This window comes from Lachnoanaerobaculum sanguinis (genome assembly GCF_033242365.1).
Lineage (GTDB): Bacteria > Bacillota > Clostridia > Lachnospirales > Lachnospiraceae > Lachnoanaerobaculum > Lachnoanaerobaculum sanguinis.
The window spans coordinates 130,915-154,654 of sequence record NZ_BTHK01000001.1 but is presented as its reverse complement, the minus strand read 5'-3'; the positions used below and the strand labels follow the sequence as shown (position 1 = coordinate 154,654).

Here is a 23,740-nt window from a genome sequence, read left to right as displayed (position 1 = left end):
GGATATTGACATAAAATTAGTTGCTATTTATAATTAAATCATTAATAGATTGTTGAAGTAACTATGAATATATCGGTAGTATTTGATATATTCAAATATTGATATAAAGATATTATATCTTTATATATAAAGGGCTATCATAAATGCTACAGGAAAGACTTGATTTGAATGACTTATAATTAATCCTGCAGTGTATGATAGCCTTCATTTTATGTCCATCCGCCGTCTATTGTGATTATTTGTCCTGTAAGATATTTGGATGTTGCAATTTTGTAGACAAGATCGGCAACTTCATCGGTTTCGCCGCCTCTTCCAAGCGGTATTTCATCAAATATAGAGTTTATTTCATCATTATAAAAGCATTTATTCATTTCAGTATTAATAAATCCGGGAGAGATCGCATTTACCAAAATATTACTTGGTGCAAGCTCTTTTGCCAGTGCTTTTGTAAAACTGTTTAAACCTCCCTTGGAGGCTGAATATGCCACCTCCATGGATGCACCTATATTTCCCCAGACAGACGAAATATTTATAATATGCCCTTTTTGTTCTTTTAACATATATGGAATTATATGCTTTGACATTAAAAAAACTGATGTGAGATTGGTATTAATTACATTGTTCCACTCATCTATTGACATATCCTGTATCAAACCGATAAAGGATATACCTGCATTATTTACCAGTATTTCTGTAGGTCCTATTTCTTTTGTTGAAGATGATATAAAATCTATTACAGCTTTTTCATTCGTGATATCACAGAGTTCTGTATAACATTTTACACCTGTATCTTCAATTATCTTTTTTGTTTCTTCAAGTCCTTTGGCGTTTGTTTTTGCACAGCCGATTATATTACATTTATGTTTTGCGAATTCTATTGCGACGGCTCTGCCGATACCGCCGGAAGCACCTGTTATAAGTACATTCATAATGTTCCTCTTTTTGTATATTTTATTTTACATTAAGGTAAAGAAAACGATATAATTAAAATGAATAATGCAGTTTATACCTTAAAAACCGTATTTTATACCTTTCATGTAGATTATATAGAAATTCATGTATAATGGCAATTGTTAGAGAAATCAGATGTTAAAGAGTGATACGGGAGTTCCATCCAATCTTGAGTGAATTTGTTTGGAGTATATAGGAGATCACAGTAAAAAAGCTATCATTTAGATAGCTTTTTTACGTTAAAAATTAAAACAAATAGATTTACTGCAGTTTGTACCTTAAAAACTGCAGTTTATACTTTTTTTATAAAAAGTATATTTTTGTTGCTATAATCATAATTGTCAAAGCCAAGAAATGTTTGAGAAGTCAAACTTTTCATAAATATCAATGTTTTATTTTAGAGTGATTGTTACAGTGATATAGCAAAGGCTGAGTGATAGTAGGAGTGTTTTAAGGGTGATTTTAGAGTGTGTTATATAGTTAGAGTGATATAACATAGTTAGAGTGATATATTTACGCAAGGGTTAGAGTTATATAAAAATGTTAGAGTAAAAATGTTAGAGTAAAATAAAAGGCATGGTGATGTAAGGCGCCATGCCTTTTATTTTTGCACTGTCAAAGGTAGAATATGAGATATATAAATGGTATAATAGAATCGGACATAATTAAGGAGAAGATATGAAGAAGATATTGTCTTATATATTTGTAGCGGTTTGGTGTATTTGTATTATATTGCTTGCATTAAACAGCTCTACCGATATTGTTAAATTAAGTGATAAAGCTTTTGAATTCATTATTTTCATGATGGTGTTTGGAATATTCGGGACAATGGTATTTTCAAATATTTTAACCGGCAGGATAAAATTTAGGGCGGCAAGGATTGCTATAATAATACTGTCGGGGATATTTTCAGTACTTTCGTTGTATATGTTTTTAACCAAATAAAATATTGAGGTGTTATATGAGAAGGAATTTACATTTTATATTTGATTCTATATTGATAATATGTGCATCAGTGTTGCTTTTAAATTCTTTTACAAAATATTTTGATTTAAGTGAAAAGTATAGGGCCTTGTTGTTTCTGATTCAAACAGTAGCAATGCTTGGCAGTACAGTATGTTCAGATTATTTTAAAGATAAAAAAAGTAATAGTATTTTAAAGATTGTACTTATAGCTATACTTAGTTTAACGATAATATTTATGCTGTATAATTTTTTTTCATTATAATATGTAAGATGAAACGGTTGCCTTATATCACTTTTATGTGATTTTATGGCAACCGTTTTTATCATTTAACTCAAGTTCTTTTTCTCTTTTTCTTATATCAAGTTCATCATCAACAAGGTCTTGCAGTGATATATTGTCAACTACATTGTTAATAGCATCTTCAACTTTTTTAAACAGATTCTGTGTCACACAGAAATCGGAATGGACACAAGAACCGTTGCCGTCAAGACAGTCAACCGGAGAGAGTGAGCCTTCGGTAAGTCTCAGTATTTCACCAACAGTATATTCTTCTACAGGTTTGATGAGTAAATATCCGCCTTGAGCGCCACGAATACTTTTTACAAGCTTAGCCTTTGAAAGAATGGAAACTATCTGCTCCAAGTATTTTTCTGAAATTCCGTAGGATTTGGAAACCTGATTTATTTTTGTGGGTGTATCGGAGTTTATTGCAAACTCGACCATCATTTTTAAAGCATATCTACCTCTAGTAGAAATTTTCATTTGATTCCTCTTTTCTATGTAATCTGATGATTTATTTCAGCTGAGAGCCTTTGGAGTTTGAGCGAAATCATCAGCTTGATTTAATTTAATACCTAGTGTATAACTAGGAATTGATACTATCATATCAAATATGGAAATAAATGTAAACTAAGTATGGTGATATTATTATAAATATGTGGTATAATGAAGACTTTAAGAGAGCTTATTAATTTACATATATTATGTTTTACGATAGAAAGGGCGAAGATGGAGAAGAACAGTCGATTTTTTGATAATGCCGAAGCTATATTTAACGGTATGAATACTTTTCTTACAACAAAGACTGTAGTGGGAGAACCTATTGTTGTAGGTGATACTACAATAATACCATTGGTGGATGTAAGTTGCGGAATGGCAACGGGTACATTTGAAGAAACCTCAAAGTCAAAGGGTGGCGGCGGAATGAGCGCCAAGATAACACCGAGTGCAATGCTTATTATTCAAGATGGAAGAACTAAGGTTGTGAATATAAAAAATCAGGATGCATTCACTAAAATCCTTGATATGATTCCTGAGCTTATAAATAAGGTTACAAATAAGTCTGATGTAGACAAGGATGCTACAAAGCAGGCTGAGACAATATTAAATGAAAGTGAAAGTAAATATATTGATTGACAATCACTATATTTTTGGTGTATACTTAGTAGGTATGCCGCTCAATGTTGGTTTCAAGCCTGTGTCAGGCACCAATTTTGGCGAGTAATGATAATAGGAGGTATCCTTATGTACGCAATTATTGCTACAGGTGGTAAGCAGTATAAGGTTTCTGAAGGAGATATCATTAGAGTAGAGAAACTTGGAAAAGCAGACGGTGAGGCTGTTACATTCGATCAGGTTCTTGCACTAAACGATGGAGAACTTAAAGTTGGAACACCTACTGTAACAGGGGCAAGTGTTAGTGCATCTGTTCTTAAAGAAGGCAAGGCTAAGAAGGTTATTGTATACAAGTACAAGCCTAAAAAAGGTCACCACAAGAAGAACGGTCACAGACAGCAGTTTACAGAAGTTAAGATTGAAAAGATTAATGCATAATCTTTATGATTGACGTTATTGCATTTGCTAAAGATGGCAAATACACCGGTTTGAAAGTTTCAGGACATGCAAACTTTGATGAAGAAGGCAAGGATATAGTATGTGCGGCGGTTTCGGTGCTTACACTGAATCTGGCAAATTCTATTGAACATTTTTGTGATGACGACTTTACGGTCGATTCTGATGACGGCTTCTTTTCGTTTGTTTTGCATGATAGAAGTGAAAAATCGGGACTATTACTGGATTCATGTATTCTTGGTCTTATGGATATAGGAGAAGAGTACGGAGATTTTATCAAGATTAATTTACAGGAGGTCAAGTAAATGTTAAAAATGAACCTTCAGCTTTTCGCTCATAAAAAGGGAGTTGGATCTACAAAGAACGGTCGAGACTCTGAGTCAAAAAGACTTGGTGCTAAGAGAGCAGACGGACAGTTTGTTTTAGCTGGAAATATACTATACAGACAGAGAGGTACAAAGATTCATCCGGGACTTAACGTAGGTCGTGGTGGTGATGATACTTTGTTCGCTACAGTTGACGGTGTAGTTCGTTTTGAAAGAAAGGGCAGAGACAAAAAGCAGGTTTCTGTTTACCCAAGAGCTATTGCTGAATAAGAGTTGAGACGGGAGGCTTCATACAGATGTATGAGGCCTTCTTTAATACAAAGAGGTATTTATGTTTGCTGACAGTGCAAAAATTTTTATAAAATCGGGTAAGGGCGGAGATGGTCATGTAAGCTTTAGAAGAGAGCTTTTTGTGGCAGCCGGCGGTCCTGACGGTGGTGACGGTGGAAAAGGCGGAGATATCATTTTTGAAGTGGATGAAGGTCTGAATACACTCACCGATTTTAGAATGAAGAGAAAATATGTGGCGGGAGACGGCGAGCCGGGTGGTAAGAGAAAATGCCATGGTGCTGATGCCAAGAGTCTGACGCTTAAAGTACCTGAGGGTACGGTAATAAAGGACTTTGAAACAGGCAAAGTAATTGCCGATATGTCCGGAGAAAATAAGAGAGAGGTTATCCTTAGAGGCGGTAAAGGCGGTTTCGGAAATATGAATTTTGCCACCGCTACCATGCAGGTACCTAAGTTTGCAAAGCCCGGTCAGCCCGGAAAAGAGATGTTTGTTCTCTTGGAGCTGAAGGTTATAGCTGATGTAGGTCTTGTAGGATTCCCTAATGTAGGTAAGTCAACACTGCTCTCCAGAGTAAGTAATGCAAAGCCTAAGATTGCTAATTATCACTTTACAACACTTGATCCTCATCTGGGAGTGGTGGATGTCAAGGGAGCAGGCGGTTTTGTTATGGCGGATATTCCGGGACTTATAGAGGGTGCCAGTGAAGGTGTAGGCCTTGGACATGATTTCCTAAGACATATTGAAAGAACCAAGGTACTTGTACATGTGGTAGATGCGGCTTCTACTGAAGGCAGAGATCCTGTAGAGGATATAAAAACCATCATGAATGAGCTTAAGAGTTATGATGAGAGCCTGCTTGAAAGACCACAGCTTATTGCTGCAAATAAAATAGATGCAATCTATGATGAAGAGAACAGTCAAATAGAGAGAATAAAGGAGGCTTTTCCCGACATTAAGGTATTCCCTATTTCGGGTGTAAGCGGAAAAGGTATACAGGAGCTTCTTTATGAACTTGTAAATGTTTTAAGTACAATCGACAGAACTGTTAAAGTTTTTGAGAAAGAATTTGAAGTAGATTATTCAAGTGATAAGAATCTTCCGTTTACAGTTGAAATCGATGAGGACGGAGTATTTGTGGTAGAAGGTCCAAGAATTGAAAAGATGCTTGGATATACAAATCTTGATTCTGAGAAGGGATTTGATTTCTTCCAGAAATTCTTAAAGGCTTCAGGTGTTTTGGAAAAGCTGGAAGAGGCAGGAATAGTTGATGGAAATACTGTTCGTATGTATGGCCATGAGTTTGACTATTATAAGTAAATAGGAGAGAAATGAATAGTAGACAAAGAGCATATTTAAAGGGACTGGCTATGAACCTTGACCCTATAATGCAAATAGGTAAAGCTTCTCTTACAGAGGAGAATGCTGCCGCTATTGCAGAGGCTATGGAGCCAAGAGAGTTAATAAAGATATCTGTTTTGAAAAACTGTGCCGACGATCCTAAGATAATTGCAGCCGAAATTGCAAAGCTTACAAGAAGTGAGGTTGTGCAGGTTATAGGAAAGAAGATAGTACTTTATAAACAGGCTGATGAGCCTAAGAACAGAAAGATAAACCTTCCGAAGTAATATGAAAAGAATCGGTATTCTTGGCGGTACATTTGATCCGATACATTTAGGACATTTGATACTGGCAGAGGAAGCAAAAGAGTTGTGTAATCTTGATGAAGTATGGTTTATGCCCGCAAAGACACCGCCACATAAGCTTGGTAAAAAGATCAGTGAATTCTCTATCAGAAAATCCATGATTGAATTGGCGATACAGGGGCATGGCGGACTTTATTGTTCGGATTTTGAAAATACTTTAGAAGGTAATTCATACACTTTCAATACTTTGGAAAAACTTCAGAGTAAGTATATTGACGATGAGTTTTACTTTATTATGGGTGCGGATTCGTTTTATGAGATAGAAACCTGGAAAAATCCCGATATCATATTAAAGATAGTAAAATTGATAGTGGCATCAAGGGATTACAGCAATGAAAATCTTACCTTAAAAAATCATTTTGAGCATCTGAAAAGTAAATATGAAATTAAAGGTATTTACTTTTTGGATACTATGGATATTGATATTTCTTCAACTCAGATAAGGGAATTGGCCGGAGGCGGAGAAAGTATTACAAAGTATGTTCCTGAGAGTGTTTGCAGATATATAGAAGAGAATAAAATATATGTTTGATTTTAGTCGAGAAAATATAGACCTTATAAAGGCTGATTTGAAAGATAAATTGCCGAAAAAAAGATATGAGCATACTCTTGGAGTGGCTTATACATCGGCCGCTTTGGCTATGCGCTATGGAGAGGATATTGTAAAGGCGGAACTTGCAGGTATTTTGCATGATGTTGCAAAAGGAGAGAAGGTTTCAAAACTCAAAGAGGATATGAAAGGATTTGACGATCCTTATACCGATAAAACTTATGTTGCATTGGTGGCAGATAAAGCGCCTCAAATTCTTCATGCAATATACGCACCTTACTTGGCAAGAAAAAACTACAATATTAAAGATAAAGATATCTTGTCGGCTATAAGATGGCATACAACAGGTAAAAAAGATATGAGTATGTTGGAAAAAATTGTATTTGTTGCAGACTATATAGAACCTAACAGAAAACAATTACCGGGCCTTGATGAGATAAGAAAACTTGCATTTGAGGATATAACTAAAGCGATAGGAAGAATTGCAAATTCAACTATTGAGTATTTGAGCAGTCAGGATATGTATATAGATAAATTTACATATGAATTGAGAGATGAAGAGGTGTAGATGGAAATAAAAGAAATTGTAAAAAAGATTTATAATATAATTGATGACAAAAAAGGCGAAGATATCAAGGTTATTGATATAACAAAAGTAAGTTCCGTAGCGGATTATTTTATAATAGCCAGTGCAAATAATGTAAATCAGGTTCAGGCTATATCTGATGAGATTGATTTTATTTTAGGTAGAGAAGGAATTGTTCCTCATGCTATAGAAGGAAATAAGAATGCAACTTGGATGTTACTTGACTATAGGGATATTGTTGTTCATATTTTTCTTAGAGAAGACAGAGCTTTCTATGATCTTGACAGAATCTGGAGAGACGGAATAGAAGTGGAGATGTAAAAAAGCTGCCGAAAGGCAGCTTTTTTAAGCTCGCGATCGGACTCGAACCGACGACCTACTCATTACGAATGAGTTGCACTACCAACTGTGCTACACAAGCCTATATATGAATAAAGGAAGAGCTTCACTCTTCCTTTAATGACCAATCCGGGAATCGAACCCGGGTTTGCGCCGTGAGAGGGCGCCGTCTTAGCCGCTTGACCAATTGGCCCTTTAACGGGATATTTACTTTTTGATGACCAATCCGGGAATCGAACCCGGGTTTGCGCCGTGAGAGGGCGCCGTCTTAGCCGCTTGACCAATTGGCCTTATAAATCGAGGTGACAAGATTCGAACTTGCGACCTCAGCGTCCCGAACGCTGCACTCCACCAAACTGAGCCACACCTCGAGATTTAAAGCAGGGGAAGAGGGGCTCGAACCCCCATTTACGGTTTTGGAGACCGTTGCTCTACCATTGAACTATTCCCCTCTGTAAGGTACTTTGATACTATACCAGTTAAGCTCTAATCTGTCAACTAAAAGTTTTTATTTTTTATAAAAAATTTGATTGAATTTTTTTGGATTCGTATTATAATCAAAGTAAATATTTGAAGGGGTGCTAATACGGCTGAGAGAGGTTTTTACCTTAACCCATAACCTGATCCGGGTAATGCCGGCGTAGGAAAGAAAAAGACTGCCGTAGAGCAGTCTTTTTTTGGAGGTAAATATGAATGCGAGTGTAGCTATACAGACATTACCTGAAATATATGACAATGAAGAAATAGTAAGAATTGTAGATGAGGTAATAGCATATATAAAGAGTACAGGTTTGAAATATTATGTCGGTCCTTTTGAAACAACAATTGAGGGCGAATATGACGAACTGATGGATATTGTAAAGGAATGTCAACATGTGGCGATAAGGGCAGGTGCACCGGGGGTAATGGCTTATATTAAAGTAAGCTTTAAACCTGACGGAGACTTGCTTACAATAGACAGAAAGGTGACAAAGCACCATACAGATGAAAAATAAAAGAGACAGTATATACCCGATCGGATTTGGTGTTTTATTTTTATTAATTTGGCAGATGCTTTGCAGCCTACAAATAATACCGGGATATCTTATGCCTTCACCTGTGCAGATAGTAAGTGCATTGGCAGAAGATTTTTTATTACTCATGTATCATCTTTTATATACACTGCTTGAAAGTATGCTTGGACTGACAGTAGGAGTGCTACTGGGACTTTTATTTGCATTGTTAATGGATAGATTTTCAAAACTGTATAAAACCTTTTATCCGATTATTATTATCAGCCAAACGATTCCTACAATAGCAATTGCACCGCTTTTGGTATTATGGTTCGGATATGATCTTTTGCCTAAAATTATACTGATAGTACTTGTGACTTTTTTCCCTATTACAATAGGTGTACTTGAAAGTTTTAAGAGTACGGACAAAGATGAGATAAACCTTTTAAAGTCTATGGGTGCAAGCGAAATTGATATTTATAAATTTATAAAGCTGCCTTCATCTATGGGGAAATTTTTTGCGGCATTGAAGATTTCAGCTTCATACTCTGTAGTAGGAGGTGTAATATCTGAATGGCTTGGTGGATTTAGAGGACTTGGCGTATATATGACAAGGGTTAGAAAGGCATATGCCTTTGACAAGATGTTTGCAGTTATAATTATTATATCTATACTTAGTTTATTATTATTAAAGGCGGTGGATATTTTGGAGAAGATATCCATGCCATGGGAGGAGAAACATGAAAAAAGTAATTAAGAATTTATTTGTTGCATTAAGTGTCGGTGCTTTGGTTTTGGGAAGTACTGCCTGCGGGAGTAAAAAGAATACAGAAACCGGCAGTAAAAAGCTGACTTTGGTACTTGATTGGACGCCGAATACAAATCATACAGGATTTTATGTTGCAATGGAAAAGGGATACTATAAGGATGCAGGAATTGAGCTTGAAATAGTTCAACCGCCTGAGGACGGTGCGGAAGTACTTGTTGCAAGCGGCAAGGCAAACTTTGGAGTATCCTTTCAGGATACTATGGCAGGAGCGCTTTCAGGAGACAATGCGCTTCCTATAAAGGCGGTTGCAGCTATAACACAGCATAATACTTCAGGAATAATGTCAAGAAAAGATGACGGAATTACATCACCTAAGGGTCTTGAAGGTAAAAATTATGCTACATGGGATATGCCTATAGAAAAAGCTATGTTAAAAAATGTAGTTGAAAAGGACGGAGGAGATTTCAGCAAGGTAAATCTTATACCCTCAACAGTTACAGATGAGGTATCTGCACTTAGCAGCAAACAGGTAGACGCTATCTGGGTATATTATGGATGGGCAGGTATTGCAGCCAATGTCAAAGGTTTTGAATTTGATTATTTTGCTTTTAAAGATATAAATCCAACATTTGACTATTATACACCTGTGATTTTTACAAATGATGATATGATAAAAAATGATAAGGATACAGTTAAGAGCTTTCTTGAGGCTACAAAAAAAGGATACGAGTTTGCTGCAGGAAATCCTAAGGAGTCTGCGGAAATACTCTTAAAGTATGCACCTGAGATAGATAAAAATCTTGCAATGGCTTCTCAGGAGTATTTATCAGCTCAATACATAGACGAAGGTACACCATGGGGATATATTGATGCCGACAGATGGGGAGAATTTTACAAATGGCTTAATGAGAACAACCTTTTAGAAAACCCTATAGATGAGGGAGCGGGACTTGATAATGAATTCATCACAAAATAGTGAGGTTATTTTAGAAGTAAGAAATGTAAGCTTCGGATATGATGAAAGACAGATTATTTCAAATGTAGATATCGAACTTAAAGATAATGAGTTGGTTTCACTTCTTGGAGTAAGCGGAAGCGGAAAGAGTACTTTATTTAATATAATAGCAGGACTGTTAAAGCCCGACGCAGGAAAGGTAATATATAGAGGAGAGGATATCACAGGTAAATCAGGTATTATAAGTTATTCATTTCAAAAAGACCTTTTGTTGCCTTATATGACGATAGAAGAGAATGTGGCACTTCCTCTTTTGATAAAAAAGGAAAAGAAATCGAATGCATTGGTAAAGGCAAATGAAATGTTAAAAGAGTTTAAGCTGGATGCCTATGCAAAAAAATATCCTAAAGAACTCTCAGGAGGTATGAGGCAAAGGATTGCGCTTTTAAGGACATATCTTTTTTCAAAAGATGTTTCTTTACTTGATGAGCCATTTTCTGCGCTGGATGCCATTACAAAGGATGAGATGCATGACTGGTATATGAATATGAGAAGAAAATATAAAACTTCCACCATATTTATAACTCATGATGTGGATGAAGCGATACTTCTGTCGGACAGAATTTATATTCTTGGAGACGGAGGTATAAAAACGGAGATAAAAATAGAAACCTCGGTAAGAGATAATTCTTTTAAGCTTACAAAAGAGTTTTTGGACTATAAAAAGTCTGTAATAGGTTGCCTTGAAAGCGGTAATACATAAAAATAGATATAAAAACACCCCGAATATTAAGTTATCCGGGGTGTTTTCAGGTTTGATTTATCTTTTTCAATTCATAAAGATCCATAACTTCAAATGTTTCAAAGTTTGGAATAGCTGCAAATGAGCAGTCAAGATATGTCTTAGAGTCTTTTGCATTCATACTGAAAATATAATTATAACCTGCTTCAAAAAGGTAATCAGGTGAAAGCTCACTGCTTGGACCGTATATTCCTTTTATTTTTGCATTTGTACAGGCATTTAATATATCAAGGTATGAGTTATTTACAAGAGTGGAACCTGACATAATAATTATATCGAGATTCTTAAGCACGTCCTTGTGCTTTAGAGCATCTTCTCCAAGGTGGAAATAAATATTTTTAGGATAAACTTCAGTACTGTCCTTTGATATATGATAGCTTAGAATCTGTTTTTCAGGAAGCAGATCAAATGCATGGAATTCCTTACATTTGTTAAGGAAAAATCTGATATAAACACCATATCCTATAAGTCCTACTTTCATATCCTTTACATCATATTTAAAATTAAGACCTTCGCTACGCTCAATACCTCTGTCTTTTAGAAGCTCTACGGTATTTAACGGCTTACTCATCAAATTGCTTAGCACTACAAGTATATTACGAAGTGTTTCATCTTCTTTAAGTAAAAGTTCAACAATACATTGATCTAAAGGCTTGCCTATTAGCTCTCTTATTATAGACTCATATTCAGCTATAGGCTTTTCATTACCTATTCTGAGTGCAAAACTTATTTTTTTATTATTATCAATAGCCATTGCCCATTTAAACCCGAAGACAAATTCTTCCAAATTGGCTATGGGAATATCATATTTCTTATACAGAGCAAGATTAAGCTCAAGTATTCTTCTAATATCCTTCATAAATCTCCTTTATTAAAGCAAATACATTAATATTAAAATGTATACAATTTACTGCTGCAAAATAATTATAAGGCAAAGTATATTGCTTGTAAATATGTAAGACTAACTTAATAGAAGTTAATAAATTTTATTTGTTTAACATTAAATTAGCATAATTGACATTATTTAAAACCTTGTATAGGACAATTAGCTATGATAGAATAAACTATATACTTTAAAAAACGAAGTAATCGGGGTATTCTATATGAGTGAATTGACCGGAGAGTGGAAGGAAGTACTTAGCGGAGAGTTTAAAAAACCATACTACAGAAGTTTGTATGAATTTGTAAAAGAGGAGTACAGTACACATACGGTATTTCCGCCGGCAGATAAGATATTTGAGGCATTACATCTTACACCTTTATCAAATATTAAAGTTGTGATTTTGGGACAGGACCCTTATCATGGAGAAAATCAGGCACATGGTTTATCTTTTTCAGTACCTAAGTCCCAAAAGAAAATTCCGCCATCTCTTGTAAACATATATAAAGAGCTTCATGATGATGTAGGTACATATATACCTAATAACGGAAATTTGTTAAAATGGACTGAACAGGGCGTGCTTTTACTTAATACCATACTGACAGTAAGAGCTCATAAAGCCTTTTCACATCAGGGAAAGGGCTGGGAGAATTTTACAGATGCGATAATAAATATTATAAATGAGACGGACAGACCTATTGTGTTTATGTTATGGGGAAGTGCTGCAATATCAAAAGCTAAGATGTTAAATAATCCTAAGCATTTGGTATTAAAGACTGTGCATCCAAGTCCACTTTCCGCATATAGAGGTTTTTTCGGATGTAAACATTTTTCAAAAGCAAATGAATTTTTGGTAAAAAATAATATATCGCCGATTGATTGGCAGATAGAGAATATTTAGAAGATAAATATGGAAAGGATTAGTATGAATATACTGGAGATACTCAAGGTCATAATTATCGGTATTGTAGAGGGTATAACGGAATGGTTGCCTATAAGTTCCACAGGTCATATGATTTTGATTGATGAGCTTATCAGACTTAATGCAAGCACAGAATTCAAATCAATGTTTATGGTGGTTATACAGCTTGGTGCCATTTTGGCTGTTGTGGTTTTATATTTTAAAAAGCTGAATCCGTTTAGCAGGGGTAAAAGTTCAAAGATGAGAAGGCTTACTATCGAACTGTGGAAGAAGATTATTATTGCATGTTTGCCGGCCGCTATGTTGGGATTTTTAATTGATGATTGGCTGGATGCACATCTCTATAACGGATTTGTGGTATCTATGGCATTGATTATATATGGTATTTTATTTATAATGATAGAAAATTCCAATAAGAAGAGAGTGGACAGCATCAGAAGCGTTCATGCAATAGATTATCAGACAGCTTTATTTATCGGATTCTTTCAGGTGCTTGCACTTATACCGGGAACATCAAGGTCAGGTGCGACTATTATAGGCGGTATGATTTTAGGAGCTTCAAGAGCTGTATCGGCTGAGTTTTCTTTCTTCTTAAGCATACCGATAATGTTCGGTGCAAGCCTTTTGAAATTGGTTAAATTCGGTTTCCACTATACTGCAGCGGAAGTTGTATATCTTTTACTTGGAATGATTGTTGCATTTTTGGTATCCGTTTTCTCTATAAGTTTCTTATTGAACTGGATAAAGAAAAATGATTTTAAATTCTTCGGTTACTACAGAATCGGTCTTGGACTTGTAGTGCTTGTATGGTATTTTGTATCATCTTTGATGGGATAAATTTCAGGCATATATTTATAATGTGTTTTTCATTATAAATATATGCCTTTTACTTTGACAATCTGTTAAAAAAGCATTATCATAAAGAAATTGTATGCAAACAGATAGGAGGATTATGCTTAGACTGGTTAGATATTTAAAAGATTATAAAGTAGAGTCTGTTCTTGCACCATTATTTAAATTTTTGGAGGCGGCATTTGAACTTTTGGTACCGCTTGTTATAGCAAAGATTATTGATATAGGTATTGGAAATAAAGATTCAAATTATATTATAAAGATGGGTATCCTGCTTGTGACATTAGCTGTAATAGGGCTTACATCAGCAATAGTTGCACAGTATTTCAGTGCAAAGGCTGCAACCGGATTCGGAACAAAGCTTAGAGATGATTTGTTTGCTCATATTTTAAAGTTTTCACATGCCGAGACTGATATACTTGGAAGAGAAACTCTTGTAACAAGAATTACAAATGACAGTGACCAGGTACAAAACGGTGTAAACAGATTTTTCAGACTGGTCCTCAGATCACCATTTATAGTTGCAGGTGCATTTATAATGTCTTTTAATATAGATGCCAAGATGTCATTTATTGCATTTGTTGTAATATTAATATTATCAATAATTGTTGCGCTCATAATGTCCAAGAGTATAGGCCTCTATAGAAATGTTCAAAGAAAACTTGATAAGGTACTTGGAAAAACAGGAGAAAATCTTACAGGTATCAGAGTGATTCGTGCCTTTTCAAAAGAAAAAAGTGAAATAAGTGAGTATGATACTGCTACAGAGGATCTGTACAAAGATCAAGTAAGAGTAGGAAATATATCCGCACTTTTAAACCCTCTTACATATGTTGTAGTTAACTTAGGAATAGTAGCAATACTTCAGGCAGGAGGAATACAGGTAAATATAGGTAATCTTACTACCGGTCAGGTAGTGGCTCTTATAAATTACATGTCACAGATCCTTGTTGAGCTTGTAAAGTTTGCAAATCTTATAATACTTTTAGCAAAGGCCAGCGCCTGTGCAAAGAGAATAAATGAAATATTTGATATTAAATCGTGGATAAAAGGCGGCAACAGTGAGCTTGTCTTAAATGATTTTGAAGGAGATATAATAACTTTTGAAAATGTGGGTTTTGCATATCCCAAGTCAAAAGAAGAGGCTATTTCAGATATAACATTCTCAGTAAGAAAGGGAGAAACTATAGGTATCATCGGTGGTACAGGTTCAGGAAAGAGCTCTCTTATAAATTTGATTCCAAGATTTTATGATATAAGCAGAGGTAGTATAAAAATTGCGGGTAGAGATATAAAGGAATACACTTTAGAGTCTATAAGAAAGAATGTGGCTTTGGTTGAGCAAAAGTCAAGGCTGTTTAGAGGAAATATAAGAAACAATCTGCTTTGGGGAGATGAGAGTGCAACTGATGAAGAATTGTATAAAGCCGCAGATATCGCTCAGGCTGCAGATGTAATCAATTCCAAAGAAGGTAAACTTGATTCTGAGGTTGCAATGTATGGAAATAATTTTTCCGGAGGCCAAAAACAGAGGCTTTCCATTGCAAGAAGTCTTGTGAAAAGAGCCGGAATACTTATACTTGACGATTCATCTTCAGCGCTTGACTATGCTACAGACTCAAGGCTTCGAAAAGCAATCAGAGAGATTGAAAATATTACCACTCTTATAGTCAGCCAAAGAATAGTCTCAATAAAAAGTGCCGACAGAATAATTGTACTGGATGACGGAAAAATTGTGGGAATAGGCACTCATGATGAACTTTTGGAGAATAATCCTATTTACAAGGAAATATACAGTTCACAGATAATGACTGAGGAGGATTAAAATGAAGAAAAATAAAAATACTTTAAAAAGAATTTTAAACCTGCTTCATCCATACAGATTCAGGATGTTTGTCAGTCTGATACTTGCTGTGGTTATTGTACTTACAACTTTATATTTACCGATACTTACAGGTAGAGCTGTGGATACAATTGTTTCAAAGGGAAATGTAGACTTTGAAAAGCTCATAAAAGTGATTTTATTGATGATTATTATGATGTGTATTACAGCTATGGCACAATGGTGTATGACTGCAATAAATAACGGAGTCGCATATCATATGGTAAGGGATATCAGAAATCAGGCATTTGCAAAGATAATGAAACTGCCTATATCATATGTGGATTCTACAAGTCATGGTGAGATAATAAACAGAGTTATAAATGATGTGGATCAGTTTTCCGAAGGACTTTTGATGGGATTTGCTCAGTTCTTTACAGGAATACTTACTATTATACTTACTATTATTATACTGTTTAAAATAAATGTATATGTTACATTGGTAGTTCTTCTCGTCACTCCGATTGCAATGTTGGTTGCAGGGCTTATTGCAAAGAATACTTACAAACATTTCAAGTCACAATCGGAAAGAAGAGCAAGGATGACCGGTATAGTGGATGAAATGATTGCAGGCCTTGGAACTGTAAAAAACTTCAACATGGAAAATAAGATAGAAAACGAGTTTAAAGAATCTGATGAGGCACTTAGGGTTGCAAGTCAAAATGCGATATTTATTTCAGCTATAGCATTCCCTGCCACAAGATTTGTAAACTCGTTAGTATATGCAGGTGTTGCCATTTCAGGAGCATTGCTTGCAATTACCGGAAAAATGAGTGTGGGACAGCTCACTTCCGTACTCAGTTATGCAACTCAGTATACAAAGCCATTTAATGAAATATCGGGAGTTGTTACTGAACTTCAAAATTCATTTGCATGTGCCGCGAGAGTATTTGCACTTATAGATGAAGAAGAGATACTTCCGGATAAGGATGTAAATAATAAGATTGAGAATGTAGACGGAAATGTGGAAATATCACATGTTTACTTCTCCTATGATAAATCAAAGAAGCTTATAGAAGATTTGAATCTGGATGTAAAAGCCGGACAAAGAATTGCAATAGTGGGACCTACAGGTAGCGGAAAGTCCACTATAATAAATCTTTTGATGCGCTTTTATGATATAGACAGCGGCTCTATTAAGATAGAGGGAAAGAATATCAATGATATTACAAGAAAATCCATCAGAGAAAACTTCGGTATGGTTTTGCAGGAGACATGGTTAAAGAATGCGTCAATAAGGGATAATATTGCATTCGGAAAACCCGATGCTACATTTGAAGAGATAGAGGCGGCAGCTAAGGAAGCCTATGCCGACAGCTTTATAAAAAGATTACCTGACGGATATGATACAATAGTAACCGAGGGTGGTGAAAATCTTTCGGCAGGACAAAGACAGCTTCTATGTATTGCAAGAATAATGCTTGTGTTGCCACCTATGCTTATACTTGATGAGGCTACCTCAAGTATAGATACAATGACTGAAGCAAGAATAAGTAAGGCATTTGATAAGATGATGACAGGTAGAACAAGTTTTGTAGTTGCTCACAGACTTTCAACCATCAAAAATGCCGATGTGATTCTGGTACTTAAAGACGGCCATATTATAGAACAGGGAAATCATAATGAGCTTATGGAGATGAAGGGCTTCTATTATGAATTAAATAATGCAGTTTAAAATTAGAAAGAGGAATATATGAGAAAATTGGCACTAAGCGATGATATACTGCTTAGCGTAGACAAGCCGGCAAGATATATCGGCGGTGAGTTAAATTCAAGAGATAAAAGATTAGAAGATGTTGATATCAGATTTGTTATGTGTTTTCCTGATGTCTATGAAATAGGAATGAGTCATATAGGAATGCAGATCATATATGATATGCTCAATAAAAGAGAAGACATATTCTGTGAGAGATTATTTTCTCCATGGGTAGACCTTGATAAGATACTTAGAGAAAAGAATATACCGCTGTTTTCTTTGGAAAGCCAGGAAAATGTAAAGGATGCCGATATTTTGGGCATTACCTTACAGTATGAGATGTGCTACACAAATATTTTGCAGGTTTTAGAACTTTCACAGATTCCGATGTATGCAAAAGACAGAGGAGAGGAATATCCTATAGTAATAGGTGGTGGTCCATGTTCTTATAATCCGGAGCCTTTGGCACCTTTCTTTGACATATTCTATATAGGTGAGGGTGAAGTTGTTTATGACAAGCTGCTTGACCTTTATAAGGAATGCAAAAAGAATAATCTTTCAAAACATGAGTTTTTGAGAAAAGCGGCAAAACTTGAAGGTATGTATGTACCTGAGTTCTATGAATTAAGCTATAAGGAAGACGGTACTATAGCATCATTTACACCTAAGTATGAAGATGTTCCAAGTGTTGTACACAGAGTAGTGGTTCAAAATATGGACACTGTATCATATCTTTCAAAGCCTGTAGTTCCTTTTATTAAGGTTACACAAGACAGAGTGGTGCTTGAGATAATGAGAGGATGTATCAGAGGATGCAGATTCTGTCAGGCGGGAAATGTATACAGACCGCAAAGAGAACATTCACTTGAATATCTTATAAATTATGCTAAAACAATGCTTGATATTACCGGAGCGGAAGAGATTTCACTCAGTTCACTCAGTTCAAGTGATTACAGTCAGCTTGATAAGCTTCTTGATTTTCTTTTGGAATATACAAAGGATAGAGGAATAAACATATCTTTGCCTTCTTTACGTATTGATGCGTTTTCACTGGATGTAATGAGCAAGGTCCAGGATGTAAAAAAGAGTTCTTTGACATTTGCACCTGAAGCCGGAACACAAAGACTAAGGGATGTAATAAATAAGGGAATTACAGAGGAAGATATATTAAGCGGCTCAATGGAGGCATTTAAAGGTGGCTGGAATAAGGTAAAACTTTATTTTATGCTTGGACTTCCTACAGAGACTGAGGAGGATATTAAAGGTATACCTTTGCTTTGTGAAAAAATAGCTGAAAATTATTACTCTATTCCAAAGGATCAAAGAATCGGTAAGGTATCTATTACCGCAAGTTCATCATTCTTTGTGCCGAAGCCTTTTACACCTTTCCAGTGGGCAAAGATGGAAACGGAAGATGAGTATCTTAGAAGAGCGCATCTTGTAAAGGATACTTTCAGAGAACAGCTTAATCAAAAGAGTATGAAGTATCAGTACCATGATGCGGAGGTAACACTGCTTGAGGGACTTATGGCAAGAGGTGACAGAAAAATTGCGGATGTCATAGTTAATGCTTATCAAAACGGTGCAATGTATGATTCATGGTCGGATCAGTTCAATATGGAATATTGGCTTAAGGCATACGAGCAAACCGGTATAGATCCCGGCTTTTATACATTAAGGCAAAGAGATTTGGATGAGATATTCCCTTGGGATTTTATAGATTCCGGAGTTACAAAGGAATTTCTTATCAGAGAGTGGAAAACAGCGCATGAAGATAAGATCTCACCAAACTGCAGACAGCAGTGTTTAGGTTGCGGTGCAAGAAAATATAATGGAGGTGTTTGCTTTGAAGGTAAGAATTAAGTTTGAAAAAACCGAGCAAATGCGTTTTATAGGCCATTTGGATATAATGAGATATTTTCAAAAAGCTATTAGAAGGGCAGACATTCCGATAAAATACAGTGAAGGATTTTCACCTCATCAGATAATGTCATTTGGCGCTCCTCTAAGTATGGGAGTATCGGGGCTTGGTGAATATATGGATATAGAGTTAAAGGACGGGAGTCATATTTCATCTAAAGAAGCAATAAAAAGACTTAATGAGATGATGTGCACCGGAATGAAGGTTACTAAGTTTTTACAGATTCCCGATAATTCCAAACCTGCTATGGCCTTGATGGATACAGCCGATTTTAAGGCGGAATTTAAAACTGAAGTAAAAGAAGCAGAAATTAATGCCGCTATAGAGAAGCTCATGTCTAAAGAGTCTATATTACTGACAAAGGTATCAAAAAAGAAAAAGAAAAATCAGTATGGCAAGTTTGTAGAGGTGGAGACAACTTCAGTTGTGGATATAAAGCCTTTTATATATAAGCTTGAAGCTATAAAAAACGGTGTATACATGCATCTCTCACAGGGAAGTACAAATAATATAAAGCCTGCGGCCGTTATGGAATTTTTATATGAAGAAGGATTAGCTGCAGCTAAAAAGAATGAATATTATTTATACAGATTAGATATGTATACAGATGAAGGAAAGGCCCTTGATGAGTATGGGTGTGAAATTATCTAAGCTTCTAATTACAAGTTATAAGAATAAAAATTTTGTAATATCATATGATGACAGTAGGGCAAATGAGATAGAGTATATCGAGGATACATCTTTACTTGGCAGTATTCATATAGGAAAAGTGAAAAAAATAGCTCAAAATATAAATGCCGCCTTTGTTGAGATTGAGTACAATTTAAAACGTCAAATGGTATATTTTGATATGGCTGAACTTAATCATCTTATATTTGCCGATGAAAAAGAGCATACGGTTTTACACGAGGGTGATGATATTGTAATAAAGATTTCAAAGCTTCCTATTAAAAATAAACTGCCGGGTACTACTGCAAATCTTTCGGATTGTGAAGTGCTTGATCAAATTCTTGAAAAGAAAAACTATATAAAGGCACCTGCAATGCTTTATGCCGGCTCTAAAGACTATATAGATATCGTTAAAGACAGATTAAAATATGCCGAGTTTGATATAGTAACGGATATCAAGGATATATACGAAGGAATAGTTGAATTTTTTAAAGAAGAGCGAGAAGATCTGCTTGGCAGAGTCAGATTCTACGAAGATAATATGATAAGTCTAAATAAGCTTTATTCCATAGATACTCTTTTTAGCGATTCATTAAGCAAAAAGGTGTGGTTAAAGGATGGAGGCTATCTTTATATAGAATCCACTGAAGCTCTTACAGTGGTTGATGTAAATACCGGAAAAAATGTCCGTAAAAAAGAAGCCGGAATAATTAAATTAAATACAAATCTTGAAGCAATAAAAGAGACTGCAAGGCAGCTAAGACTTAGAAATATTTCGGGTATTATAATTATAGATTTAATAAATACCACGGATAAATCCGAAATAGATTTGATATATCATACGATGAAAGAACATCTTAAAGAGGACAGATTAAATACGGTGGCAATAGATATCACAAAATTATGCCTGTTTGAGATAACCAGAAGAAAGAGAAAGCCAAGCCTTGAAGAGATTATGAAATGATAAAAATATACCCGTTCTATAAAACATAGGATGGGTATATTTTATATTTTGTAGATTATATTACAATACTATTATATAATAATTTTAAGTTGACTAAAAATATTTTGTATAGTTATAATAGAGTTAGGCTCTAATAACTTACATGCTCAGTTGTTTGATTAAAAAGGGGAAAATATGAAACTGGAATTTATAGGCGCAGATCACGAGGTTACAGGAAGTTGCCATTATGTTGAAGTCGGGGAGAAAAAGTTTTTAGTGGATTATGGTATGGAGCAGGGAATAAATGTGTATGAAAATGCACCGCTGCCTGTTTCACCGGCAGAGATAGATTATCTTTTTGTAACGCATGCTCATATCGACCATACAGGTATGATTCCACAGCTTGTAGCAAGAGGCTTTAAGGGAGAAATATATTCATCAAATGCCACAATGGAGCTTTGCACCATAATGCTTCGAGACTGTGCGCATATACAGGCTGAAGAGATAAAGTGGAAAAACAGAAAAGCTGAAAGAGCAGGCAGACAAAAGGAAGCAGCGGTATATGAACTTTCAGATGTTGAAGCAAGCATTAAACTCTTTAGAGGTGTTGAATATAATAAAAAAATAGATATTGATGAAAATATCAGTATCAGATTTATAGATGCAGGACATATTCTGGGTTCAGCATCAATAGAAGTTTGGCTTAAAGAAGGAAATGAGAACAGAAAAATAGTATTTTCAGGTGATATCGGTAATTTCAATAAGCCATTGATCAGAGATCCGGAGTATATAAAAGACGCCGACTATGTTTTGATGGAATCAACCTACGGTGACAGATATCATGAGGAAGGTGCAGATCATGTGTCGGATCTGGCAAGAATTCTTGAAGAAACATTTGAAAGAGGCGGAAATGTTGTAATACCTGCATTTGCAGTCGGAAGAACACAGGAACTGCTTTATTTTATGAGACAGATAAAGCAAAATAATCTTGTGAAAAATTTTCCGAACTTTCCTGTATATGTAGACAGTCCTCTTGCAATAGAGGCGACCAATGTATTTAAAGATAACTTGCTTGAATGTTATGATGAGGAAACTAAGGCGCTTGTTGAAAACGGAATAAACCCGATTGCTTTTCCAAATCTTAAGATGACGGTAAGCTCTGATGAGTCGATGGCTATAAATATTGACAAATCACCAAAAGTTATAATATCAGCTTCCGGAATGTGTGATGCAGGAAGAATCAGACATCATTTGAAGCATAATTTATGGAGAAGTGAATGCAGCGTAGTATTTGCAGGATATCAGGCTTTTGGAACTTTGGGAAGAACTCTTCAGGACAATGTTTCAGAGGTCAGACTGTTTGGAGAAAATATTTCTGTAAATGCGCATATTGAAACTTTAAAGAGTATAAGTTCACATGCCGATAAAAACGGACTTATAAAATGGGTAACATCTTTTGAAGAAAAGCCGAAGGAAGTATTTATAGTACATGGTGATGATAAAGTATGCGAAAGCTTTTCAAATGAACTTAAGAGTAAATACGGAATAAATTCATCCGCACCTTTTTCAGGCTCTGTTTTTGATTTGATAAGCGGAGAGTGGATAAAGCAGACCAAGGGAGTTGCCGTTGCAGTTAAGGAAGTAAAGGAGCCGGAAAGCAGCGTTTACTTAAGACTTCTTGGAGCAGGTGAGAGACTCTTAAAAATTATAAAAGAAAATAAACACGGAGCCAACAAGGATTTGGCTAAGTTTGCAGATCAGATAAATGATTTGGCAAAAAAATGGGAAATTTAGTAGGAGTATATTTTGAAACAATTTAATAAAAAAAATATAATAGCTGTTGCAATAGTATTATTTGTTCTGCTGATAATTGCAATTTTGGGAAATCGTACAAGCCCTAAGTCTATAGCCAATAATTTTGATTTTTCTATAGATAAGAACAAAAATAACGAGCCTTTGACAGATACAACATTTGCTCTTGATACATTTATTACTGTATCCATATATAATGGAGGAGATGAGAATGTATTAAAAGAGTCAATGCAGTTTATAAGAAACTATGAGAATATCTTTTCGGCAACAAGCGAATCTGCGGAATTGTATAAATTAAACCATAGAGAAAAAGGTACTATGAGTGTGGAAGTAAGTGATGAACTTGCTTATCTTATAGATAAGGCATTGTATTACAGTAAAATCTCACATGGTGCATTTGATATTACCACAGAGCCTTTAAAGGAATTATGGGATTTTAATGCAGAGGAGCCTGAGCTTCCGAGTGATGAAAGTATTAAGGAAGCATTGCCGAAAGTAGATTATAATAAGGTAAGTGTGGATGGAAATACAGTAAAGTTTACTTCAGATGATACAAGAATAGATCTAGGTGCTATTGCAAAGGGATATATAGCGGATAAGACAAAGGAATATCTTCTGAGTAAAGGTGTTGACAGTGCGATTATTAATCTTGGAGGCAATGTTTTATGCGTGGGTAAAAAGCCAAATGGGGACAACTTTACAATAGGACTTCAAAAACCTTATGCGGATAGAAATGAAACGGTCGCTTTACTTACGGTGGATGATGAATCGGTTGTTTCATCAGGTGTTTATGAGAGACATTTTGTTATAGACGGTAAAAACTATCATCATATTCTGGACCCGAAAACAGGTTATCCTTATGATAACGGGCTTGTGGAAGTAAGTATACTTACAAAATCATCAACAGAAGCGGACGCACTTTCAACTACATGCTTTTCGCTGGGAGTTGAAGAGGGTGTAAAGCTTCTTGACAGTATACCTGATACCTATGGTTATTTTATCCTTTCAGATTACTCCATAGTTTATTCTGAAGGTGCAAAAGAGCAGCTTGTGCAACCATAAATTTTTGTAAAGATATTA

General features: G+C 35.3%; 26 protein-coding genes, 5 tRNA genes and 1 riboswitch. Of the genes, 23 read left to right on the top strand and 8 right to left on the bottom strand.

The window, feature by feature from the left end; all coding sequences use genetic code 11:
* Positions 1-209 precede the first annotated feature (209 nt).
* Positions 210-929: an elongation factor P 5-aminopentanone reductase gene (gene ymfI / locus SBH76_RS00760; RefSeq protein WP_317976428.1), complete on the bottom strand. Its 720-nt coding sequence runs from the start codon at positions 927-929 to the stop codon at positions 210-212.
* Between the two features lie 700 nt (positions 930-1,629).
* Between ymfI and SBH76_RS00755 the strand changes: the two genes are divergently transcribed.
* Positions 1,630-1,896 (top strand): hypothetical protein, encoded by a 267-nt coding sequence (locus SBH76_RS00755; RefSeq protein ID WP_317976427.1) that lies wholly within the window; start codon positions 1,630-1,632, stop codon positions 1,894-1,896.
* A gap of 316 nt (positions 1,897-2,212) precedes the next feature.
* Here SBH76_RS00755 and SBH76_RS00750 read toward each other — a convergent pair whose 3' ends face one another.
* The gene (locus tag SBH76_RS00750; RefSeq protein ID WP_317976426.1) at positions 2,213-2,680 is read right to left on the bottom strand and encodes an RrF2 family transcriptional regulator; all 468 of its coding nucleotides are present in this window, start codon (positions 2,678-2,680) and stop codon (positions 2,213-2,215) included.
* A 246-nt stretch (positions 2,681-2,926) separates the two neighbouring features.
* On the opposite strand from SBH76_RS00750, the gene SBH76_RS00745 reads away from it, so the two are divergent.
* The 9 genes from SBH76_RS00745 (at position 2,927) to rsfS (ending at position 7,547) form a co-directional block, all read left to right on the top strand.
* The gene (locus SBH76_RS00745; RefSeq protein WP_034213615.1) at positions 2,927-3,334 is read left to right on the top strand and encodes a GerW family sporulation protein; all 408 of its coding nucleotides are present in this window, start codon (positions 2,927-2,929) and stop codon (positions 3,332-3,334) included.
* A 108-nt stretch (positions 3,335-3,442) separates the two neighbouring features.
* On the top strand, positions 3,443-3,751 hold the full coding sequence (rplU, locus tag SBH76_RS00740) for a 50S ribosomal protein L21 (protein WP_007592302.1): 309 nt from the start codon (positions 3,443-3,445) through the stop codon (positions 3,749-3,751).
* Positions 3,752-3,756: 5 nt separating this feature from the next.
* Positions 3,757-4,074: a ribosomal-processing cysteine protease Prp gene (locus tag SBH76_RS00735; RefSeq protein WP_034213612.1), complete on the top strand. Its 318-nt coding sequence runs from the start codon at positions 3,757-3,759 to the stop codon at positions 4,072-4,074.
* A complete protein-coding gene (gene rpmA, locus SBH76_RS00730) occupies positions 4,075-4,365 on the top strand; it encodes a 50S ribosomal protein L27 (protein ID WP_007592297.1) in 291 nt (96 codons plus the stop codon). It begins immediately after the preceding gene.
* Positions 4,366-4,426: 61 nt separating this feature from the next.
* Complete coding sequence (obgE, locus tag SBH76_RS00725; protein WP_317976425.1) at positions 4,427-5,704, top strand: GTPase ObgE; 1,278 nt, start codon at positions 4,427-4,429, stop codon at positions 5,702-5,704.
* Positions 5,705-5,715: 11 nt separating this feature from the next.
* Positions 5,716-6,012 (top strand): ribosome assembly RNA-binding protein YhbY, encoded by a 297-nt coding sequence (gene yhbY, locus SBH76_RS00720; protein WP_009663480.1) that lies wholly within the window; start codon positions 5,716-5,718, stop codon positions 6,010-6,012.
* Between the two features lies 1 nt (position 6,013).
* The gene (gene nadD / locus SBH76_RS00715) at positions 6,014-6,622 is read left to right on the top strand and encodes a nicotinate-nucleotide adenylyltransferase (protein WP_317976424.1); all 609 of its coding nucleotides are present in this window, start codon (positions 6,014-6,016) and stop codon (positions 6,620-6,622) included.
* Entirely contained in the window at positions 6,615-7,208 is a 594-nt protein-coding gene (gene yqeK, locus SBH76_RS00710) for a bis(5'-nucleosyl)-tetraphosphatase (symmetrical) YqeK (RefSeq protein ID WP_007592291.1), read from the top strand. The genes nadD and yqeK overlap by 8 nt, the downstream gene beginning before the upstream one ends.
* Complete coding sequence (gene rsfS / locus SBH76_RS00705) at positions 7,209-7,547, top strand: ribosome silencing factor (RefSeq protein WP_007592288.1); 339 nt, start codon at positions 7,209-7,211, stop codon at positions 7,545-7,547. It begins immediately after the preceding gene.
* Positions 7,548-7,574: 27 nt separating this feature from the next.
* On the opposite strand, the gene SBH76_RS00700 is transcribed toward rsfS, so the two are convergent.
* From SBH76_RS00700 to SBH76_RS00680, 5 genes are all read right to left on the bottom strand, one after another.
* A tRNA-Thr gene (locus SBH76_RS00700) sits at positions 7,575-7,647 on the bottom strand.
* Between the two features lie 39 nt (positions 7,648-7,686).
* Positions 7,687-7,758, bottom strand: a tRNA-Glu gene (locus SBH76_RS00695).
* Between the two features lie 25 nt (positions 7,759-7,783).
* Positions 7,784-7,855 (bottom strand) — tRNA-Glu (locus SBH76_RS00690).
* Between the two features lie 7 nt (positions 7,856-7,862).
* Positions 7,863-7,936, bottom strand: a tRNA-Pro gene (locus tag SBH76_RS00685).
* Between the two features lie 10 nt (positions 7,937-7,946).
* Positions 7,947-8,017 (bottom strand) — tRNA-Trp (locus SBH76_RS00680).
* A 112-nt stretch (positions 8,018-8,129) separates the two neighbouring features.
* A riboswitch (TPP riboswitch) is annotated at positions 8,130-8,229 on the top strand.
* Positions 8,230-8,254: 25 nt separating this feature from the next.
* On the opposite strand from SBH76_RS00680, the gene SBH76_RS00675 reads away from it, so the two are divergent.
* The 4 genes from SBH76_RS00675 to SBH76_RS00660 are packed head-to-tail and all read left to right on the top strand — an operon-like array spanning position 8,255 to position 11,044.
* Positions 8,255-8,560: a thiamine-binding protein gene (locus tag SBH76_RS00675; protein ID WP_317976423.1), complete on the top strand. Its 306-nt coding sequence runs from the start codon at positions 8,255-8,257 to the stop codon at positions 8,558-8,560.
* Positions 8,550-9,314 (top strand): ABC transporter permease, encoded by a 765-nt coding sequence (locus SBH76_RS00670; RefSeq protein WP_317976422.1) that lies wholly within the window; start codon positions 8,550-8,552, stop codon positions 9,312-9,314. The genes SBH76_RS00675 and SBH76_RS00670 overlap by 11 nt, the downstream gene beginning before the upstream one ends.
* A complete protein-coding gene (locus SBH76_RS00665; protein ID WP_007592280.1) occupies positions 9,298-10,302 on the top strand; it encodes an ABC transporter substrate-binding protein in 1,005 nt (334 codons plus the stop codon). The genes SBH76_RS00670 and SBH76_RS00665 overlap by 17 nt, the downstream gene beginning before the upstream one ends.
* Positions 10,283-11,044 carry an ABC transporter ATP-binding protein gene (locus SBH76_RS00660; protein WP_317976421.1) on the top strand — a complete coding sequence of 254 codons (762 nt, stop codon included), beginning with the start codon at positions 10,283-10,285 and terminating at the stop codon, positions 11,042-11,044. The genes SBH76_RS00665 and SBH76_RS00660 overlap by 20 nt, the downstream gene beginning before the upstream one ends.
* Positions 11,045-11,090: 46 nt before the next feature.
* On the opposite strand, the gene SBH76_RS00655 is transcribed toward SBH76_RS00660, so the two are convergent.
* Positions 11,091-11,942 (bottom strand): Rossmann-like domain-containing protein, encoded by an 852-nt coding sequence (locus SBH76_RS00655; RefSeq protein ID WP_317976420.1) that lies wholly within the window; start codon positions 11,940-11,942, stop codon positions 11,091-11,093.
* 244 nt (positions 11,943-12,186) lie between these two features.
* Between SBH76_RS00655 and ung the strand changes: the two genes are divergently transcribed.
* The 9 genes from ung (at position 12,187) to SBH76_RS00610 (ending at position 23,722) form a co-directional block, all read left to right on the top strand.
* The gene (ung, locus tag SBH76_RS00650) at positions 12,187-12,864 is read left to right on the top strand and encodes a uracil-DNA glycosylase (protein ID WP_317976419.1); all 678 of its coding nucleotides are present in this window, start codon (positions 12,187-12,189) and stop codon (positions 12,862-12,864) included.
* A 24-nt stretch (positions 12,865-12,888) separates the two neighbouring features.
* Complete coding sequence (locus tag SBH76_RS00645; RefSeq protein WP_317976497.1) at positions 12,889-13,722, top strand: undecaprenyl-diphosphate phosphatase; 834 nt, start codon at positions 12,889-12,891, stop codon at positions 13,720-13,722.
* A 115-nt stretch (positions 13,723-13,837) separates the two neighbouring features.
* Positions 13,838-15,562 (top strand): ABC transporter ATP-binding protein, encoded by a 1,725-nt coding sequence (locus SBH76_RS00640; protein WP_317976418.1) that lies wholly within the window; start codon positions 13,838-13,840, stop codon positions 15,560-15,562.
* A 1-nt stretch (position 15,563) separates the two neighbouring features.
* Positions 15,564-17,294: an ABC transporter ATP-binding protein gene (locus SBH76_RS00635; protein ID WP_317976417.1), complete on the top strand. Its 1,731-nt coding sequence runs from the start codon at positions 15,564-15,566 to the stop codon at positions 17,292-17,294.
* 18 nt (positions 17,295-17,312) lie between these two features.
* Positions 17,313-19,178, top strand: a complete 1,866-nt coding sequence (locus tag SBH76_RS00630) for a TIGR03960 family B12-binding radical SAM protein (protein WP_317976416.1) — start codon at positions 17,313-17,315, stop codon at positions 19,176-19,178.
* Positions 19,153-19,887, top strand: a complete 735-nt coding sequence (locus SBH76_RS00625; RefSeq protein ID WP_317976496.1) for a TIGR03936 family radical SAM-associated protein — start codon at positions 19,153-19,155, stop codon at positions 19,885-19,887. The genes SBH76_RS00630 and SBH76_RS00625 overlap by 26 nt, the downstream gene beginning before the upstream one ends.
* The gene (locus tag SBH76_RS00620) at positions 19,868-20,869 is read left to right on the top strand and encodes a ribonuclease E/G (protein WP_317976415.1); all 1,002 of its coding nucleotides are present in this window, start codon (positions 19,868-19,870) and stop codon (positions 20,867-20,869) included. The genes SBH76_RS00625 and SBH76_RS00620 overlap by 20 nt, the downstream gene beginning before the upstream one ends.
* Before the next feature lie 174 nt (positions 20,870-21,043).
* A complete protein-coding gene (locus SBH76_RS00615; protein WP_317976414.1) occupies positions 21,044-22,642 on the top strand; it encodes an MBL fold metallo-hydrolase RNA specificity domain-containing protein in 1,599 nt (532 codons plus the stop codon).
* 12 nt (positions 22,643-22,654) lie between these two features.
* The gene (locus tag SBH76_RS00610; RefSeq protein ID WP_317976413.1) at positions 22,655-23,722 is read left to right on the top strand and encodes an FAD:protein FMN transferase; all 1,068 of its coding nucleotides are present in this window, start codon (positions 22,655-22,657) and stop codon (positions 23,720-23,722) included.
* Positions 23,723-23,740: the final 18 nt, after the last annotated feature.